17 protein-coding genes are annotated in these 18,275 nt (G+C 70.7%); 5 read left to right on the top strand and 12 right to left on the bottom strand.

Annotation, left to right across the window (positions count from 1 at the left end):
* Positions 1-27 precede the first annotated feature (27 nt).
* Both pflB and pflA read left to right on the top strand, forming a co-directional pair.
* Entirely contained in the window at positions 28-2,268 is a 2,241-nt protein-coding gene (gene pflB, locus ACZ6TB_RS00330) for a formate C-acetyltransferase (protein ID WP_465548925.1), read from the top strand.
* Entirely contained in the window at positions 2,268-3,005 is a 738-nt protein-coding gene (gene pflA / locus ACZ6TB_RS00335; protein WP_465548927.1) for a pyruvate formate-lyase-activating protein, read from the top strand. Before pflB ends, pflA begins: the two co-directional genes overlap by 1 nt.
* A gap of 126 nt (positions 3,006-3,131) precedes the next feature.
* Here the strand turns inward: pflA and ACZ6TB_RS00340 are convergent, their stop codons facing one another.
* The 7 genes from ACZ6TB_RS00340 to ACZ6TB_RS00370 all read right to left on the bottom strand — a co-directional run bounded on the left by ACZ6TB_RS00340 (position 3,132) and on the right by ACZ6TB_RS00370 (position 8,219).
* Entirely contained in the window at positions 3,132-3,491 is a 360-nt protein-coding gene (locus tag ACZ6TB_RS00340; protein WP_465548929.1) for a hypothetical protein, read from the bottom strand.
* A 142-nt stretch (positions 3,492-3,633) separates the two neighbouring features.
* Positions 3,634-4,200 (bottom strand): hypothetical protein, encoded by a 567-nt coding sequence (locus ACZ6TB_RS00345; protein ID WP_465548931.1) that lies wholly within the window; start codon positions 4,198-4,200, stop codon positions 3,634-3,636.
* A 97-nt stretch (positions 4,201-4,297) separates the two neighbouring features.
* Entirely contained in the window at positions 4,298-4,810 is a 513-nt protein-coding gene (locus ACZ6TB_RS00350) for a DsrE/DsrF/DrsH-like family protein (protein ID WP_465548933.1), read from the bottom strand.
* A 16-nt stretch (positions 4,811-4,826) separates the two neighbouring features.
* Positions 4,827-5,141 (bottom strand): TusE/DsrC/DsvC family sulfur relay protein, encoded by a 315-nt coding sequence (locus ACZ6TB_RS00355; protein WP_465548935.1) that lies wholly within the window; start codon positions 5,139-5,141, stop codon positions 4,827-4,829.
* A gap of 7 nt (positions 5,142-5,148) precedes the next feature.
* A complete protein-coding gene (gene sqr, locus ACZ6TB_RS00360) occupies positions 5,149-6,390 on the bottom strand; it encodes a type III sulfide quinone reductase, selenoprotein subtype (RefSeq protein ID WP_465548937.1) in 1,242 nt (413 codons plus the stop codon).
* A 10-nt stretch (positions 6,391-6,400) separates the two neighbouring features.
* Positions 6,401-7,090 carry a CBS domain-containing protein gene (locus ACZ6TB_RS00365; RefSeq protein ID WP_465548939.1) on the bottom strand — a complete coding sequence of 230 codons (690 nt, stop codon included), beginning with the start codon at positions 7,088-7,090 and terminating at the stop codon, positions 6,401-6,403.
* An 88-nt stretch (positions 7,091-7,178) separates the two neighbouring features.
* The gene (locus ACZ6TB_RS00370; RefSeq protein ID WP_465548941.1) at positions 7,179-8,219 is read right to left on the bottom strand and encodes an alcohol dehydrogenase catalytic domain-containing protein; all 1,041 of its coding nucleotides are present in this window, start codon (positions 8,217-8,219) and stop codon (positions 7,179-7,181) included.
* Between the two features lie 125 nt (positions 8,220-8,344).
* Here ACZ6TB_RS00370 and ppdK point away from each other — a divergent pair, with 125 nt between their 5' ends.
* The 3 genes from ppdK to ACZ6TB_RS00385 are packed head-to-tail and all read left to right on the top strand — an operon-like array spanning position 8,345 to position 11,726.
* On the top strand, positions 8,345-10,957 hold the full coding sequence (gene ppdK, locus ACZ6TB_RS00375) for a pyruvate, phosphate dikinase (protein ID WP_465548942.1): 2,613 nt from the start codon (positions 8,345-8,347) through the stop codon (positions 10,955-10,957).
* 11 nt (positions 10,958-10,968) lie between these two features.
* Positions 10,969-11,373 (top strand): hypothetical protein, encoded by a 405-nt coding sequence (locus ACZ6TB_RS00380; RefSeq protein ID WP_465548944.1) that lies wholly within the window; start codon positions 10,969-10,971, stop codon positions 11,371-11,373.
* Positions 11,307-11,726, top strand: coding sequence for a hypothetical protein (locus ACZ6TB_RS00385; RefSeq protein WP_465548946.1), 420 nt, complete (start codon positions 11,307-11,309; stop codon positions 11,724-11,726). The genes ACZ6TB_RS00380 and ACZ6TB_RS00385 overlap by 67 nt, the downstream gene beginning before the upstream one ends.
* Here the strand turns inward: ACZ6TB_RS00385 and ACZ6TB_RS00390 are convergent, their stop codons facing one another.
* The 5 genes from ACZ6TB_RS00390 to ACZ6TB_RS00410 are packed head-to-tail and all read right to left on the bottom strand — an operon-like array spanning position 11,727 to position 18,240.
* A complete protein-coding gene (locus ACZ6TB_RS00390; RefSeq protein WP_465548947.1) occupies positions 11,727-12,371 on the bottom strand; it encodes a response regulator in 645 nt (214 codons plus the stop codon). It lies immediately after the preceding gene.
* Positions 12,349-13,863: a wax ester/triacylglycerol synthase domain-containing protein gene (locus ACZ6TB_RS00395; protein WP_465548949.1), complete on the bottom strand. Its 1,515-nt coding sequence runs from the start codon at positions 13,861-13,863 to the stop codon at positions 12,349-12,351. The genes ACZ6TB_RS00390 and ACZ6TB_RS00395 overlap by 23 nt, the downstream gene beginning before the upstream one ends.
* The gene (locus ACZ6TB_RS00400; RefSeq protein WP_465548951.1) at positions 13,857-14,873 is read right to left on the bottom strand and encodes an NAD(P)H-dependent glycerol-3-phosphate dehydrogenase; all 1,017 of its coding nucleotides are present in this window, start codon (positions 14,871-14,873) and stop codon (positions 13,857-13,859) included. Before ACZ6TB_RS00400 ends, ACZ6TB_RS00395 begins: the two co-directional genes overlap by 7 nt.
* Entirely contained in the window at positions 14,870-16,318 is a 1,449-nt protein-coding gene (locus ACZ6TB_RS00405; protein ID WP_465548953.1) for an HAD-IB family hydrolase, read from the bottom strand. Before ACZ6TB_RS00405 ends, ACZ6TB_RS00400 begins: the two co-directional genes overlap by 4 nt.
* 2 nt (positions 16,319-16,320) lie before the next feature.
* A complete protein-coding gene (locus tag ACZ6TB_RS00410; RefSeq protein ID WP_465548955.1) occupies positions 16,321-18,240 on the bottom strand; it encodes a lysophospholipid acyltransferase in 1,920 nt (639 codons plus the stop codon).
* Positions 18,241-18,275: the final 35 nt, after the last annotated feature.

The following is an 18,275-nucleotide window of genomic DNA, read 5'->3' on the forward strand; positions in this document are numbered from 1 at the left end:
AGGCTCGAAGGAGATGAAGGAGGGCCCATGGCCAGCACAGCCCACGAAGCATGGCGCCGGTTTCACGGCACCGGATGGCGCGAGACGATCGACGTCGCCGGGTTCATCCACGACAACCTCGAGCCGTACACCGGCGGGGCCGACTTCCTGACCGGCCCGACGGACCGCACCGAGCGGATCTGGCGCGGGCTCCAGCGCATGTTCGTCGAGGAGCGCCGCCGGGGGATCTACGACGTGGACGCGCACACCCCGTCCACGATCACCTCGCACGCCCCTGGCTACATCGACCGCGACCATGAGCTGATCGTGGGCCTGCAGACCAGCGCGCCGCTGCGGCGGGCGATCATGCCGAACGGCGGCCTGCGCATGGTGCAGGCGGGTCTCGCCGCGTACGGCTACAGCCTCGACTCGACCGTGCGGACGATCTTCTCTCAGTACCGCAAGACGCACAACGACGGCGTCTTCGACGTCTACCCCGCCGGCGTCCGGGCCGCGCGGCGCTCGCACATCGTCACCGGGCTGCCGGACGCCTACGGCCGCGGACGGATCATCGGTGACTACCGGCGGGTCGCCCTCTACGGCGTGGACCGGCTCATCGCCGAGCGGCAGGCGCGCAAGGCCGCGCTCGACGAGAAGCCGTCGGCCGAGGACGTCATCCGCGACCGGGAGGAGCTGGCCGAGCACATCCGCGCGCTCGAGGAACTGCGGTTCATGGCCGACCGCTACGGCTACGACATCTCCGGGCCGGCATCGACCGGCCGGGAGGCTATCCAGTGGCTGTACTTCGCGTATCTGGCCGCGGCCAAGGAGCAGAACGGCGCCGCGATGTCGCTCGGACGGACCTCGTCCTTCATCGACGTCTATCTGCAGCGTGACCTCGCCGAGGGGCGGCTCACGGAGCAGCGGGCGCAGGAGCTCGTCGACGACTTCGTCATCAAGCTGCGGATCATCCGGTTCCTGCGGACGCCCGACTACGACCAGCTGTTCTCCGGGGACCCGACCTGGGTCACCGAGTCGCTCGGCGGCCTCGGCTGCGACGGGCGGCCGCTGGTCACCCGCACCAGCTTCCGCTACCTGCAGACCCTCTACAACCTCGGCCCGGCGCCCGAGCCGAACCTGACCGTCCTGTGGTCGCCGGCGCTGCCCGAGGGGTTCAAGCGGTTCTGCGCCCAGGTCTCGCTGGACACCAGCGCCATCCAGTACGAGAACGACGACCTCATCCGGCCCGCCTACAGCGACGACACCGCGATCGCCTGCTGCGTGTCGGCGATGCGCGTCGGCAAGGACATGCAGTTCTTCGGCGCCCGCGCCAACCTCGCGAAGGCCCTGCTCTACGCGATCAACGGCGGCCGCGACGAGATGACCGGCGAGCAGGTCGCCCCGCCGAGCCCGCCCATCGAGGCCGACGTCCTCGACTACGACGAGGTGATGGCGGCCTTCGACCACACCCTCGACTGGCTTGCCGAGACGTACGTGGACGCGCTGAACTGCATTCACTACATGCACGACAAGTACGCGTACGAACGCCTCGAGATGGCCCTGCACGACTACCCGGTGCACCGCTTCATGGCCACCGGCATCGCCGGTCTCTCGATCGCGGCCGACAGCCTCAGCGCCATCCGGCACGCCCAGGTGAAGGTCCTCCGGGACGCCACCGGCCTGGCCGTCGACTACGTCGTGGACGGGGAGTTCCCGGCGTTCGGCAACAACGACGACCGTGTCGACGCGATCGCCGCCGACCTGGTCGACCGGTTCATGGCCAAGATCCGGCGGCAGCGCGCCTACCGCGACGCGGAGCCCAGCCTGTCGGTGCTGACCATCACGTCGAACGTCGTCTACGGCAAACACACCGGCAGCACCCCCGACGGGCGGCGGGCCGGAGAGCCGTTCGCGCCGGGCGCCAACCCGATGAACGGCCGGGACCGTCACGGCATGGTCGCCGCCGCGCTCTCGGTCGCCAAGCTGCCCTACCGCTCCGCCCGCGACGGCGTGTCCCTGACCATCACGGTCACGCCGGAAGGCCTCGGCCACGCCCGCGACGAGCGCATCGCGAACCTGGCCGGCATCCTCGACGGGTACACCGACGCCGGCGGCTTCCACATGAACGTCAACGTGCTCACCCGGGAGACCCTCGAGGACGCGATGGCCCACCCGGACAAGTACCCGCAGCTGACCATCCGGGTCTCCGGCTATGCGGTCAACTTCGTCCGGCTGACGGTCGAACAGCAGCGCGACGTCATCTCGCGCACCTTCCACGGATCGCTGTGATGACCACGGTGACCGGCTCCCTCCACTCCTTCGACCTCTCGACGGGAGTGGACGGGCCGGGCACCCGGTTCGTGGCGTTCCTCGCCGGCTGCCCGTTGCGGTGCCAGTACTGCCACAGCCCCGACACGTGGTATCGCCGCAGCGGGCAACCGGCCACGGCCGACAGCCTGCTCACCGAGATCCGCCGCTACGAGCGCTTCCTCAAGGTCGCCCACGGCGGGGTCACCATCACCGGCGGCGAGCCGCTGCAACAGCCCGACTTCACCCGTCAGGTGTTGCGCGGCTGCAAGGACATGCGGTTGCACACGGCGCTCGACACCAGTGGCCTCCTCGGCGATCGGGCCGACGACGAACTGCTGGCGGCAACGGACCTGGTGCTGCTCGACATCAAATCCGGCGATCCCCGTACGTACGAGAAAGTCACCCGCACCGGCCGGCTCGAGCCGACCGTGCGTTTCGCGCATCGCCTCGCCGACCGCGGCATTCCCATCTGGGTCCGCTTCGTGCTCGTCCCCGGCCTCACCGACGACCCGGCCAATGTGGACGCGGTCGCCGCCATCGCGGCCGGCGTGCCCACCGTCGAGCGCGTCGAGGTGCTGCCGTTCCACCGCCTGGGCGCCCCGAAGTACGCGGCGCTCGGCCTGCCCTTCCCGCTCGCCCGCACTCCCGCGCCGGGCCCGGCCCTGCTGGAGCGGGTGCACCAGCAGTTCCGGGACCACGGACTCGCGGTGTTCTGACGCCCGAGCGACGCGACCATCGCCCACCCGCGCGTATAGGTGAGCAGAGCTCCCGACCTCAGTCCCTGCGACGCGGAGGCCCGGCCGGACATCCGGCCGGGCCTCGCATTTGGTGATCTGCGGCGGCTACGCCTCCGGCCCGGACGGCGAGGTGCCCGACTCCGGTGACGAGACGCGCGGGCCCTGCTGTGGCCGGCGGCGGATGCGGCGCAACCGCGACCGCAGACGCTCCTGCATCAGGTCGGTCGCCTCCTGCAGCGTCTCGCCCATGGCGTGGACGTGCACGCCGACGCCGTTGATGTCGACGTGGGCGTCGACCCGGTCGCCCGGCGCCGCGGAGTCGAGCGAGAGCGACGACCGAAGGACGGGACCGGGCGCGTGATGCAGCGCCGCCTCCAGCTTGCCGACGGCGTACGCCGTTGCCTCCCGGCCGACCTCGCCGTGCGTGTGCACCTGAGGTCTGGTGACTTGATCAATGCGGGTCATGGCGCCTCCCCTGATCAGGCCCGGGCCACTCGCCCGGCCACCCTCAAATGATCAAGCATGGGGACGCCGGCCAGTAGGGCCTTTCGGCCCGAGCGAAAGCCCGGGCCGAAGGTTCGGCCCGGGCGGGTGTGCTGGGGTGCGGTCAGATGAGCCAGCGGTTCTTCTGGACGAAGGGCAGCCCGGCCCACCATTTGCCGAGTCCCCAGGTGTGTCCGGCGTAGGTGAGGGCCAGGACGACGGCGGTGACGGCGTAGATGAAGTGGTAGTCGGTGATGGGGTTGGAGGAGCCCTTGCTGAGCGGCCATTCGGCGAGCCACATGAGGGTCATCATGGCGATGGTGGCGCCGGCGGCGATGCGTAGGCCGATGCCGAGGATGAGGGCGATGCCGATGCCGAGCAGGCCGAGCATGAAGGCCCAGTTGGTCCAGGTGTCGCCGGCGATGTTGTGGAAGAAGGTTTGCAGGCCGGTGGGTCCGATGTCGACGCTGGCGAGGAAGCCTTTGGTGGGTGATCCGCCGTGGATCCAGGCTTTGGCCGACGGGGTGGCGTAGCCGAAGCCGAAGGTCTTGTCGAGGAATGCCCACAGGAAGACGAATCCGGTGGAGATGCGCAGCACCGCGAGGGCGCGGGCGGCGGAGTGGGTGAGCATGGAGCCGGGCGCCTCGACCTGCTCGAGGTGGGCCGCGGTGCTCCGGCCGGTGACGGTCATTGTTCCTCCTCGTTCGATCTCTCTCTACCCCTGACTCTGCTCCTCGGCCGGGACGCGCACCCGGGCCTGTGTGCCCGACGTTCCCGGGCCGAAGGTCCTATATGAACAACAGCTGCGCGCCCTCGGTCTTCTCGATGAAGTCGGCGGCGCTGATGATGGCCTCGACGCCGTCGTACAGGTCGTCCTCGGCCAGGTGCATCATGTCGGCGGACATCCGGCAGGCCCACAGGTGACCGCCGGAGGCGACGATCAGCTCGAGGAAATCCGGGACGCCGGGCACGCCGACCTCGGCGATCTGCTTGCGCATCTGGTGCGTGGCCATCGCCGTCATCCCCGGCAGACCGCCGAGCCCCTGGGGTAGGTGCGTGGCGGTGTTGCCCAGCGGGGTGAACTTCAGATCGCCCATCCGCGACTTCGTGATCATTTCGAAGCCCCAGAAGGTGAAGAACAGGTGCGTTTCGACGCCCTCGCCGAGCGCTGCGTTGGCGAGCACGAGCCCGGGGTACGCCATGTCGAGGTTGCCCTTGGAACAGATGATGGCGAGCTTGCGGGTGGTGGCCCGCTCGTCGTCGAACATCGGCACGATCGCCGGTTTGACTTCGGCACTCATGGCCCTGCCCTTCCTCTCATACGCATCCGTGCGGCTTGGGCAAGCCGGCGATGTAGGCCAGCTTCTTGGCCGGCTTGACCGGGAACAGCGCGAACAGCTCCTTGGTCGGGACGCCGCCGAGAGCCGACACCCGCCGCAGCGTCGCCGTCTCGCCCTGGGCGGCGAAGTCGGCGCGCAGGAAGTCGATCGCCTGGCGGTGCCGGTCGGTCAGGCGGATGCCGATCGCAGCCGCCAGCTCCTCGCCGAGCGCCGGATCCCACTCGTCGTAGCGGGTCAGGAAGCCTTCGTCGTCGACGTGGATGTCGCGTCCGGCGATGGTTGTCACGGGCATTTCCGTCTCACTCCTCACGGTCCGGGATGTGCTTGCCGGCCATGCTCATCCGCGCCGGCAGAGGGAGGGGCCGGCCGGGCAGCAGAACGTGCCAGTAGAGCCGGCGAAAGGCGAGCTTGCCCCAGTGGTTGACGATCGACGGGCGCAGCAACGGGAACGGGCCGGCGACCGGGAGTGGGTAACTGCCCGGCAGCGGCTCGGTGTCGTAGTTGAAGTCCAGCAGCAGCGCCTGGCCTCCCCCCGTCTCGACGAAGCAGTTGGCGTGGCCGTCGAACAGCTCGGTCATCGGCCGGCCGGCGACGTGCGCCACGAAGTTCTCGGCGAACAGCTCACCGGAGAAGTGCGCGACCGAGCCGGCCTTGGAGGTGGGCAGGTCGTTGGCGTCGCCGACGGCGAAGATGTCCGGGTTTCCCTTTGCCTGCAGGGTCTGCCGGTCCACCGGTACGAGGTTGAGCTCGTCGCCGAGCCCCGATCGGGCGACATAGTCGGCGCCCATGTTCAGCGGCACCGTCACCAGCAGGTCGAACGGGATCTCCCGGTCGTCGTAGGAGACGAGTCTCGTGCCGTCGACTCGCTCGACCAGGAAGTCGGGCTCGACCGTGATCTTCTTGTCGGCGAGCAGCGAGCCGAGCCGGGCGGCGGCGATCGGCTTGGTGAACGCGCCGGGCAACGGGGTCGCGTAGACGATCTCGATCCGGTCGCGCCGCCCGCGGCGCCGGAAGTGGTCGTCGGCCAGGAACGCGAACTCGAGCGGCGCGACCGGGCACTTGATCGGCATGTCGGTGACGTGCACGACCAGGCGGCCGTGGTCGAACTGATCCAGCGCCCGGGCGAGGGCGACGGCTCCGCCGTACGTGTAGAAGTCAAAGATCTTCCTATGCCACCAGCCGCCGTCGAGCATGCCCGGCGTCTGATCCGGACGAGGCGTGACGCCGGTGGCGATGACCAGGTAGTCGTAGGGCAGGACGCGGCCGCCGGACAGCAGCACCCGCTTCGCGGCGGGGTCGACGCGATCGACATCACCGTGGATCAGTTCCACACCGCGGGGCAGGAGTTTGCGGATGGGCTTGGACACCTGCCGCGGCTCGTACCTGCGGAACGGCAGGAAGAGGAAGCCCGGCTGGTAGAAGTGCCGGTCGCCGGCATCGACCACGGTGATACGCCAGTCCGCGCGGGGCAACCGGCGTCGCAGCTTGTTGACGACCAGGGTGCCGGCCGTGCCGGCGCCCAGAACGACCAGATCGCGCATCGCGCTCACCTCACAGCGTTCCGAACCCCAGGCGAGCCCCGTGGACATGGCGGTCGTCGAAGCCGAAGTCCAGCGCGGAGACCACGTCGACGACACCGGCGACCTGACGGGTCAGCCGTTCCGCGAGCTGCGCGGAGGACCAGCGATCGACTCGGCCGGAAAGCGTGACCGAGCCGTTCACGACCGCCACGGTCACGGTCGCGGCTTCTTCGGCCAGGAAGGTGTCGAGGACGTCGCCCTCGATGTCAGCGAGAATCGCCTTGTCGGTGCGCAGGTGCGTGCGCAGCAGATCGCCGCGGGTGACGATCCCGGTCAGCCGGCCGCGATCGTCGACGACCGGAAGCCGCTTGACCTGCTCGCGATCCATCGTGCGGGCGGCGACGGTGATCGACGTCTCGCTGCTGACGACCACGGGTGGCGTGCTCATCAGGTCGACGGCGGCGAGGCCGGCCGACTTGCGGCGGTCGGCGCGGCGGGCCGGGCCGTCGAAGATCCGCGGCTCTCCGTCGCCGGCGAACTCGATCTTGCGCAGGAGGTCGATCTCGGAGACGACGCCGATCACGCGCCGGGCGTCGTCGATCACCGGGAGCGCGCTGATCCGATTCTCGGTCAGCAGATCCACCATATTCCGGTACGACGCGGTTCGATCGACGGACATCACGGTCCGGGTCATCACATCGTTGACGGTCCAGGTCCTCATCGTCGGCCTCCTCGGGGCGCTTCCGGCCGAACGGTATGACGGCACGGATGGCGCCGGCAGGGTCCGGGGACCCTGCCGGACAGGTCGTTCAGCGCGACAGCACCACCTTCAGGGCGCCGGTGCGGGAGGGATCGGCGAAGACGTCGTACGCCTGCATGAAGTCGCCGAGTCCGAACCGGTGGGTGACCATGTGGCCGAGGTCGAGCTGGCCGGCGACCAGCATGTCGAGCAACTTCGGCGTCGAGTACGTGTCGACCAGCCCGGTGGTGATCGTGACGTTGCGGATCCACAGGTCTTCCAGGTGCAGCGTGGCGGGCTTGCCGTGCACGCCCACGTTGGCGACGTGACCGCCGGCCCGCACGAGCGTGGCGCACAGCTCGAACGTCTGCGGCGTGCCGACCGCCTCGATCACGACGTCCGCGCCCAGGCCTCCGGTCAGCCCACGCACCACACCGAGCGGGTCGTCGGTGCCGGCCTGGACGGTGACGTCCGCGCCGAACAGCTTCGCCGCCTGCAACCGGCTCTCGGCCTTGTCGATGACGACGATGTGGGCCGGCGAGTACAGCCGGGCGGTGACGATCGCGGCCAGTCCGATCGGTCCGGCGCCCACGATCGCGACCGTGTCGCCGGGCCGCACCTTGCCGTTGAGCACGCCGACCTCGTACGAGGTGGGCAGGATGTCGGCCAGCAGCACCGCCGACTCGTCGCTCACCCGCTCGGGCAGCTTGTAGGTGGACAGATCGGCGAACGGGATCCGGGCGAGCTCGGACTGCACCCCGTCGACCAGATGCCCGAGGATCCAGCCCCCGCCGCCGAGGCACTGCCCGTACGCGCCCTGCCGGCAGAAGCGGCAGATGCCGCACGCCGAGATGCAGGAGGCGAGCACCCGATCGCCCGGCGCGAGTCCGCCGACGCCGCTGCCGACCTCGACGACGGTGCCGACCGCCTCGTGACCCAGCACCCGGCCGGCCTCCACCTCGGGAACATCGCCGCCGAGGATGTGCAGGTCGGTCCCGCAGATGGTGACGGCGTCGACCTTGATGATCGCGTCCCGCGGATCCCGGATGACCGGGTCGGGAATCTCGGTCCAGGACCGCTGCCCCGGCCCGCCGTAGACAAGTGCCTTCATCGTGGCCTCACTTCCGGTTGACGACTCGCCTCCCACGCTCGCCGGACGCCGCCCGACCCAGTAGGGACGTACGGCCCTACTCGGTGGGACCGGTGCGGGCTTAACAACGAGTAAGGGAGGCAAGGATGTCCAGATACGTGTACGACTTCGTCGAAGGCAACAAAGACCTCAAGGACCTGCTCGGCGGCAAGGGTGCCAATCTCGCCGAGATGACCCGGATGGGCCTGCCCGTCCCGCCCGGCTTCACGATCACGACCGATGCGTGCCAGGAGTATCTGCGGACCGGATCGATGCCCACGGGGCTGCTCGGCGAGGTCGAACACCACCTGCGGCTGATGCAGAACCGGACGGGCAAGACGTTCGGCGACCCGAGTGACCCGCTGCTTCTGTCCGTCCGTTCCGGGGCGAAGTTCTCGATGCCCGGGATGATGGAGACCATTCTCGACATCGGGCTCAACGACACCACCGTCGCCGGTCTCGCCGAGCGTGGCGGTGGCGAACGGTTCGCCTGGGACTCGTACCGGCGGCTGATCGAGATGTTCGGCAAGACCGTGTTCGACGTGCCGGGCGGGGACTTCGATCCGGCCCTGGCGCCGGCCGGTCCGGCACTGGTCGAGGCGTACAAGAAGGTGTTCCAGGCGCACACCGGGCGGGAGTTCCCGCAAGCCGTGCACGAGCAGCTGTTCCTCGCGATCGGCGCGGTCTTCCGGTCCTGGAACGCCGAGCGCGCCGTGCTCTACCGCCGCCAGGAGCGCATCCCGCAGGACCTGGGCACCGCCGTCAACGTGATGGCCATGGTCTTCGGCAACCGCGGGGAGAGCTCCGGTACCGGCGTGGCGTTCACCCGCGACCCGGCGACCGGCCGGCGCGGCAGCTACGGCGACTACCTGCGCAACGCGCAGGGCGAGGACGTCGTGGCCGGCATCCGCAACACCGTCGGCCTGGCCGAGCTCGCCACCATCGACCCCGCCGCCTACACGCAGCTCTTGGCCATCATGGAGCGTCTGGAACAGCGCTACCGCGACCTGTGCGACATCGAGTTCACCGTCGAGGACGGCAAGTTGTGGATGCTGCAGACCCGGGTCGGCAAGCGCACCCCGGCCGCCGCGTTCGTCATCGCCGCCCAACTGGTCGACGAGGGCACCATCACCCTCGACGAGGCATTGCAGCGGGTGACCGGCGAACAGCTCGCGCAACTGATGTTCCCCGGATTCGACGACACGAACGCTCCCCCACCGTTGACCGTCGGGGTGCCCGCCTCGCCCGGCGCCGCGGTCGGCGCGATCGTCTTCGACTCGGCCGCGGCCGCCGCCGCGAACGGCCCGGTCATCCTGGTACGCCGCGAGACCAACCCGGACGACCTGCCCGGCATGATCGCGGCCCAGGGCATCCTCACCTCACGCGGCGGCAAGACCTCGCACGCCGCCGTCGTGGCCCGCGGTATGGGCAAGACCTGCGTCTGCGGTGCCGACGAACTACAGATCAGCGGTGACACGGTGACGATCGGCGGCCGGGTGCTGCACAGCGGCGACGTCATCTCGATCGACGGCACCAACGGCCGCGTCTACGCCGGGGTGGTGCCGGTACGGCCGTCGAAGGTGGTCCGCTACTTCGAGGGCGAGATCACCGCGCACGGCGACCCACTTCTGGCCGCCGTCGAACGCCTGATGATCCACGCGGACCACCGGGCCCGGCTCGAGGTCCACGCCAACGCCGACACCGCGGCCGACGCCGCCCGGGCCCGTCGCTTCGGCGCCGGCGGCATCGGGCTGTGCCGCACTGAGCACATGTTCCTCGGCGAGCGGCGGGTGCTGGTGGAACGGCTCATCCTGGCCGCGACTCCCGGCGAACGGGACGATGCGCTGGCGAGCCTGCTTCCGCTGCAGCGCGCCGACTTCGAGCAGCTGTTCGCGGCGATGGACGGCCTGCCCGTCACGGTCCGGCTGATCGACCCGCCACTGCACGAGTTCCTGCCGCCGCTGGAGGAGCTGACCGCCCGGGTGGCGGCCGCCACGGCGCGCGGCGAGGACCCCGGCCACGACGGGGTGCTGCTGACGGCGGTGCGGCGCATGCACGAGCAGAACCCGATGCTCGGCCTGCGCGGCGTACGTCTCGGCCTGGTAATCCCCGGCCTGTTCACGATGCAGGTCCGGGCGATCGCCGAGGCCGCGGCCGCGCGGGTGGCCGCGGGCGGCGATCCACGGCCGGAGATCATGGTTCCGCTGGTCGGTGCGGTTCAGGAGCTGGAGACGGTACGGGCGGAAGCCGAAGCCGTCCTCGCATCGGTGCCCGGAGCACCGCCGATCCGGATCGGCACCATGATCGAGGTTCCGCGCGCCGCGCTCACGGCCGGCCAGATCGCCGGGGCCGCCGAGTTCTTCTCGTTCGGCACCAACGACCTGACCCAGATGACGTGGGGTTTCTCCCGCGACGACGTCGAGGGCGCGTTCTTCGGCCGCTACCTGGAGCTGGGCATCTTTGCCGCCTCCCCGTTCGAGACCATCGACCCGAGCGGGGTCGGCGAGCTCGTGCGGATCGCCGTCGAACGCGGCCGCGCGGCCCGGCCCGAGCTGACCGTCGGGGTCTGCGGTGAGCACGGTGGCGACCCGGCCTCGGTGCGCTTCTTCCACGGCGCCGGCCTGGACTACGTGTCCTGCTCGCCGTTCCGCGTGCCGATCGCCCGGCTGGAAGCCGGCCGTGCCGCGGTGGCCGGCGCCACCGCTTCCGACACCCGATAGGGGAATTCGAGATGACCGCGGACATCCGCGTCGACCCGGTCATGGACGGCGACCGCCCGATCGGCGCCTGGATCGTCGGCCCGGGCACGGTGACCTACCGCCCGGTCGTTGATGTCACCCGGTTGGCCGGTGTCGCACTGGCCGCCGGGACGGTGGCGATCGCGACGGCAGCCGTCGTCGCGATCGTCCGGCGGCAACCGCCGATCGGCCGGATCACGATGGGGCCCGGCGGGTGGGTGAGCATCAAGCGAGCCGGATGCCCGCCGCTGCGGCCGGCGTCCCCGCGGCCGTGGTGGGCCCGGCTGATCGGGGCGCACCGGCTGGTCGTCGAGGGCAGCGGAGACACATCATGGCAACCGCCGAAGAACCGCGGGCGGGGCCCGTCGCCCGCGATGCGTGGGAGGCGTGGTCACTGACCCGCGCCGATGTCACGACCTACCGGATCGTCAAGGCCGGCGGGGTGTGCCCCGGCGATCGGGTGGCGATCTTCGGGCACGGCCGGCTCGGCCACATCGCCCACCAATGCGCCCGGATCTTCGCCGGCGAGACCATCGTGGTCGACGCGACCACCAGCGACCCGGTTGCCGCGATCAGGTCCCTCGGCGGTGCGGATGTCGCCGTGGTGCTGACCTGCGATCCGGACGTCCTCGGGCAGGGGTGGGCATCGCTGCGTCCGGGCGGTCGGCTGATTCTCGTCATGCTGCCCGGCGACGACGCGATGTCGCTGCCGGTTGTGTTTCAGTTGCCGGGCCGGCCAGCCGAGAACTGATCAGCTGTGCGGATGCTCGGCGAGCAGGCGGGTGGCCAGGACCGCGGCCTGGGTGCGGCGCTCGAGACCGAGCTTGGCCAGCAGGCTCGACACGTAGTTCTTCACCGTCTTCTCGGCCAGGAACATCCGCCCCGCGATCTCCCGGTTGGTCAGCCCCTCCGCGATGAACTCGAGGATGCGGCGCTCCTGATCGGTCAACCCGGCCAGCTCCCGCGGCTGCTCGACGCCGTTGCGGATCCGCTCGAGCACCCGCTGGGTGACCGCCGGGTCGAGCAGCGACTGGCCGTCGGCGACCCGGTGCACGGCATCCACCAGGTCCGTCCCGCGGATCTGCTTGAGCACGTACCCGGAGGCTCCGGCCATGATCGCCGCGAACAGGGCCTCGTCGTCCTCGTACGAGGTCAGGATCAGCCCTTTGATGGTCGAGTCGATGGCCCGCACGTCGCGGCACACATCGATGCCGTTGCCGTCGGGAAGGCGAGCATCCAGGATCATCACGTCCGGCCGGAACGCCGGGATCCGGCGAGCCGCCTCCTGGGCGGAACCGGACTCGCCGACAACCTCGATATCGCCGTCGGCCTGCAGCAGTTCCACGAGGCCGCGCCGAACCACCTCGTGGTCGTCAAGGAGAAATACCCGGATCATTCTTTCTTCCTACCTGCCGATCGCCATCCGCCACAGGGCCGAAGGGCCTACTTCTGGGCGCCCTTCCTAGTGACAACACCTCGTCGAGGGCCGCCCCCACACATTCCACCAGCACATCCGGATCAGGCACGACCGTGCCGTCCATGGTGAGCCCGAGACAACACGTGCCGGCCTGCGACAGCATCGCGGCCATGACCGCGGTCCCGGGCAGCGGCCCGAGCGGATACGCGCGCTCGACCTTCGCGCCGGCCAGATAGGTCTCGTCGGGCGCGCCCGGCAGGCAGGACACCGCAAGGTCGGCTGCGGTGATCCGCCCGGCCGCCGCACCGACCGCGGAGGGAAGCCGATTCAGCAGCGGCACCAGCGCCGCAAACGCGTCCAGTGGCGGCTCCACTCGCAACGTCATGGAGACCCCGCGCAGGGTGGCGATCAACTCGGCGGGGTCGTCGATGTCAGCAGGTGCGCCGAAAGTCGCGCCGGCCCACCTGCTGCCGCCCATCACCTCGTCCGACCGGCGCAGGGTGGCCGGCATCGCCACCGGAATCTCGCCCAGTTCGGCACCGTGCCGCTCGTGGTAGCGCCGCACCCCGCCGAGCAGCGCGGCGAGGTAGGCGTCATTGATCGAGCCGCCGGACGCGCGCGCCGCCGCCTGCAAATCGGCCAGCGGGCATTCCAGCAGACCGAACCGCCAGGACATGCCGGTGCGACCGCGGAACAGCGGCGATCCGGCCACCAGCCGGGGCAGCACGGCGTGCCGCAGCGACACCGCCAGTCTCATCGCGCCGGCCGCGGTCGACCGGGGATGCCGCAGCGCCCGGACTCCGGCCGCCGCCACCTTGCCGGCCGTCAACGGCAGTGTCAGCGCCGACCGGGTCAGGTCCTCGGCGGCGAGCCACCACGCGTCCGGTGGGTCATTCCCGGGCCGGTCCGGCGCTACCGGCTTGCCCGGGATGTGCTCCCGATGCCGGCTCTGCATCAGCGACACCAGCGGCAGTCCGCCCAGTCCGTCGATCACCGAGTGATGCACCTTCAGCAGGTAGGCGGCGGTGCCGTTCGGCAATCCCTCGACCAGGGTGCCCTGCCACAGCGGGCGGGTACGGTCGAACGGCGTCATTGCGGCCGCCTCGGCGAACGCCAGGAGCTGCGCCTGGCTTCCCGGCTCCGGCAAACGCGCCCGGCGCAGGTGGTGGTCGACGTCGAAGCCGGCGTCGGGCACCCACGCGGCCGGTCCGACCGCGGCGGCCGGATCCAGCACGCGATGCCGCAACCGCGGCATCAGTCTCGTCGCCCATTCGTGCGCGGCGCGCAACCGGTCCCAGTCGGGCGCGGTGTCGAGCAGCAGGAGCAGCGCGATGCTCGACGACTGCCGGGGGTGCCGCTCGCTGCGCCACATCAGGGTCTCGAGCTCGGTCATACGGTGGTCGGCGCCCCACTCGGCGGCAAGCGCCCACGCCTGCTCGTCGGTGGCGTGCGCCGGGATCGCGGTCACCATGCCTCCCCGTGCACCTCGTGGCCGGCCGTGACGCGCAGCAGACCGCGGTAGGTCTGCTCGACCGGCTGTTCGTGGTTGAGCACCGCATCGACCTCGCGGGCGATCGGTATCGCGATGCCGCACCCGGCCGCCAATTTCATGACCGAGACCGTCGTTTCGACTCCCTCGGCCACCTGGCTCATCGCGGCCAGGATCTCCTCGAGCGGCCGGCCGCGGCCGAGCTCGACGCCGACATGCCGATTGCGGCTGTGCGAGCTGGTACAGGTCACGATCAGGTCGCCCATGCCGGCCAGGCCGGCCAGGGTCTCGGCGTGCCCACCCATCGCGACCCCGAGCCGCGTCATCTCGTGCAGCGACCGGGTCATCACCATTGCCCGGGTGTTGTCGCCGGCGCCCAGTCCGTCACCGAACCCGACCGCGATCGCGAACACGTTCTTCAGCGCACCGGCGATCTCGACGCCGACCACGTCCTCGCTGGTGTAGACGCGGTAGCGGGAGGAATGGAAGATCTTCTGGAGGGTCTGCGCGGCGCGGTGGTCGGGCATCGCCAATGTCGCCGCCGCGGCATAGCCCTGCACGACCTCGCGGGCGATGTTGGGACCGGACAGCACGCCGGCCGGGTGGCCCGGCAGCACCTCGCCGATCACCTCGGTCATTCGCTTGGCGGAACCCTGCTCGAGTCCCTTCGCGACGCTGATCACCGGGACCAGCGGCCGGGCGTGGTCGGCGGCCACCGACAGCACACCGCGCAGATGCTGCGCCGGCGTCGCGGCGACCAGGACATCGGCGTCCGCGACCGCCTCGGCCAGGTCGTCGGTCGCCCGCAGGGCCGGCGCCAGGTCGAAACCGGCGAGATAACGGGGGTTCTGGTGGGTCACGTTGATCGCCTTGGCGATGTCCGGGTCGCGGGCCCACAGCACGGCCCGGGTTGTGCGGGCCGCGATCGACGCCACGGTCGTGCCCCAGCTTCCACCGCCGAGGACGGCCACCGCGGGCGTTCGCGGCGTCATCGCGCACCCGCACGATCGGGCCAGTTCGCGAGCTTGTCCGCGAACATTGCCCGCACCTCGGCGATGCGTTCGTCCAGATCGTCGACGGTCCATCGGTCGGTCGGGATCGGCTCGAGGACGGCGACCTCGACCGTGCCGGGGTTCACGAACAGCGAGCGACGCCAGGCCAGCTCGCCGGTGTTGCGCAGCACGATCGGCACGATCGGCACCCCGGCCTGCCGGGCGATGTGGAAGGCGCCCTTCTTGAACCGGCCCAGAGTGGGCGTCGGCATGCGCGTGCCCTCGGGCAGGATGAGGATCGAGACGCCGTCGCGCAGCCGCTCGACGACGCCGTCCAGGCTCTCCTTCGCCTTCGTCAGGTCGGACCGGTCGATCCACACCGGGTCGAGCACCGCGCCGATCACCGCCATCCGCGGGTCGTGGCGGGCCTCCTTCTTGGCCACCGCGGTGAAGTCACGGCGCAGCAACGCGCCGAGCACGAGCACGTCGAGGGTGCTCTGATGGTTGGCGATGAAGACGGCCGGGCGCGCCTTCTCCAGGTTCTCCGCGCCGAGGACGTCGACCTTGACCCCGGTCAGGGCCAGCGCCAGGTCGGTCGACAGGCTGATGCCCGTATTGACCCCGAGCCGGTGGTCGCCGGTGAGCCATCCGAAGCCGACGCCCGTGGCCAGTCCCAGATTGACCCCGACCAGCCCGCCGAGCGTGCCCAGGTAGGCGCGCAGCCCGGGCGAGCGGGGCTCTCGCAGAGTGAGCACCGGCCAGCCGAACTCCTCGGCGGCCCGGCGCAGGGTGGGGTGCGGGTTCAACACGTACGGCCGGCCGGTCGAACCGAGGAAGGCGACGTCCTCCGGCCCGTTGGCGTACCCGTAGCTCTGCCGCAGGTCCACGTCGTTGGCGCGGGCGAAGGCCCGCACGGCCTTGGCCTTCGGTTCGCCCCAGAGCATGCCGGTGGTGCTGCGACCGGTGAGGACGCCGCCCACCTCCTCGAGCTCGGTGCAGACGATGTGCGGGATGCCCAGGTCGCGGGCCACCGGCGCGATCTGCATGCGGGTGGCCGAGGAGGCGATGACGACCGTGTGGCCCCTCCGCAGGTGCGCCCGGACCAGCTCCCGTGCCTCGGGCCGCATGGTGCCCGCGATCCTCTGCGCGAACAGCCGCTCGCCGGCCTCGGACACGGCGTCGACGGTGCGGCCGCGCAGAGCGGCGAAGCCGATCTGGCCGACGGCCTGCGGATCGCCGCCCAGCAGCGTGCCGTCCACGGCCGCGGCGATGATGCGCGTCAGCTCCAGCGGACCGACGTCGCCGTGGCGGATCCGGTCGCGATAGATGCTGCCGGCGGTGTAGCCCTGCACAAGCGTGCCGTCGAAGTCGAAGAACGCGCCGACTCGCGGCCCGCCGGGTCCCCTCCGGACCGAGCCGATCACGTCGTCCACCGTGACGGTCATGACTAGGCCCGCCGGTCCAGCCGGGCGATCACGTCCACCCGGCGTACGGTCACCCGCAGCTCGTCGCGGAAATCGAGGCGGCGCTTGGCCGCCTCCGGGCCGGCGGCGAGCAGGCCGCGGTGCTCGGCCAGCCGCAGTGCCGGCCGGAACAGCTCCAGCGACACCGACTCCTCGCTGGCCATGAGCTTCTGCAGGGCCCATTGCCGGCCGAGCCGTAGGCATTCGTCGAGGAAGCGCGTCTCGTCGAACGGCTCGTCGTCCTCCCACTCGGCCAGCCGTTCGGCCACGATGTGGTACGCGTCGAGGAACGGCCTCAGCACCAGGTGCGCCACCAGTAGCCGGCTCTCGCCGAGCCACCGCCGGGCGTCGGCCGGCCCGAACTCGTGCAGCCCCTCGGCCTGGCGGGGATCGGCGATCGCCAGCTCGGCGGCCATTTCGCGGGCGAACTCCGTACGGGATGGGAAGAAGAAGTCGAACTTGAGCAGGTCCCGCAGCGCCAGCGTCTCCCGGTTCGCCGTGGCCAGCCCGTCCTCGCCGCCCTCCATCGCGGCGACCAGGCCCAGCTCGCCGATCGCGCGGTCGACCAGCATGTGCACGGCGGTGTTGCGATAGAACGCGGCCACCAGATGCTGCCCGGGCGCGATCGTCCAGATCCGCTCCGTGCAACCGTCGTAGCTGCCGAGAACACCCGACCGCACCAGGTCGTCGAGCGTGCGATGAATGGTGGCCCGGTCGGTGAGATCGGCCGCGCCCGCCACCGGCAGGTGACGCTGCGCGAGGTAGCGGGCCAGCGGGCCCACGGTGGCCAGAACCTCGTCCAGGGTCAGCGCCCGATCGGCCGCGAGCAGGGCCAGGCAGACGACCGCGGTGGTGGTCACGGGGGTCGCCCGGTTGATGCCATGGCACGTCTCGACCGCGATCCGCTCCACCGCGCGCCGCCCGGCCCGATCGTCGGCCCTCAGTTCGGCGAGCCGTTCACGCAGGGGCAGGGGATCGCCGAACTCCACGTACGCCCGCCCGTAACGCTCGTGCTGCGAGCGGCCGAACGTCCACAGCCAGTGCAGGTTCTCCGGGCGTTTGCCCATGCCACGCGCCTCGGTGGTGACCAGCGGCACCTCGTGCAACTGCTCGTAGACGATCGAGACGGGGACGATCAGCGCCTGGGTGCCCGCCGTGTCGAGCGCGTCGATCATGTAGCGCAGCAGGCCGTGGGCGGGCCGGCGAAGCTTGCCAGTGCGGGTCCGGCCACCCTCGATCGACCAGCACAGATTGCGCCGGTTCTTGATCATCTGGGCGACGTACCAGCGCAGCGCGAACCGGTACACGGGGTTGTCGGTGGTGGAGCGCCGGACGTAGACGAATCCGGACCGGCGCAGCAGGTGGTTGAACGGGAACTTGTCGAGGTTGGCCCCGGCCAGCACGAACGGCGGCGTGAGACCGTTGCGGCCGATGGCGGCGGGCACCGCCACGCCGTCGAGGTACGAGCGGTGCGAGAACGGGAACAGCAGCGACTGCCGGCGGTCCAGCGCCTGCAGCCGGCGCACCTGCTCGGGGTCGATGATCAGCTCGTGGGCGCGGGTCAGCCACTGGCTGAACCGGGCCCAGTCGCTCGTCGCGCGCTTCGTGTGCACGGCGCCCATCTCGCGTAAGTAGCCGGCGGTCTCGGCGCGCACTTCCGGCACGTCGCGGTGCAGCGACCCGGCCAGTTCGGCGAGGTGCGCCGCGAACTGGTCGGCGGCCAGCAGCGCCGCCACCTCCGGGGTGTCGGTCGGCAGAGCGGTCGGCGGCTGGTCGGCGAGACCGGCCCAGCGCAAGGCCCGGCCGGCTCCGGCGCGGTCGAGCGCGCTCCGGATCGAAGGATGATGACTGACGCTCTCGGTCATGGCCGCCTCGCCGGGGTGCGTGATGGATGCGAGTCGCATTTCAGCGTCTCCCGGGCCCGGGGCCGGGGGCAGGG

It is taken from the genome of Actinoplanes sp. NPDC051537 (assembly GCF_055586105.1).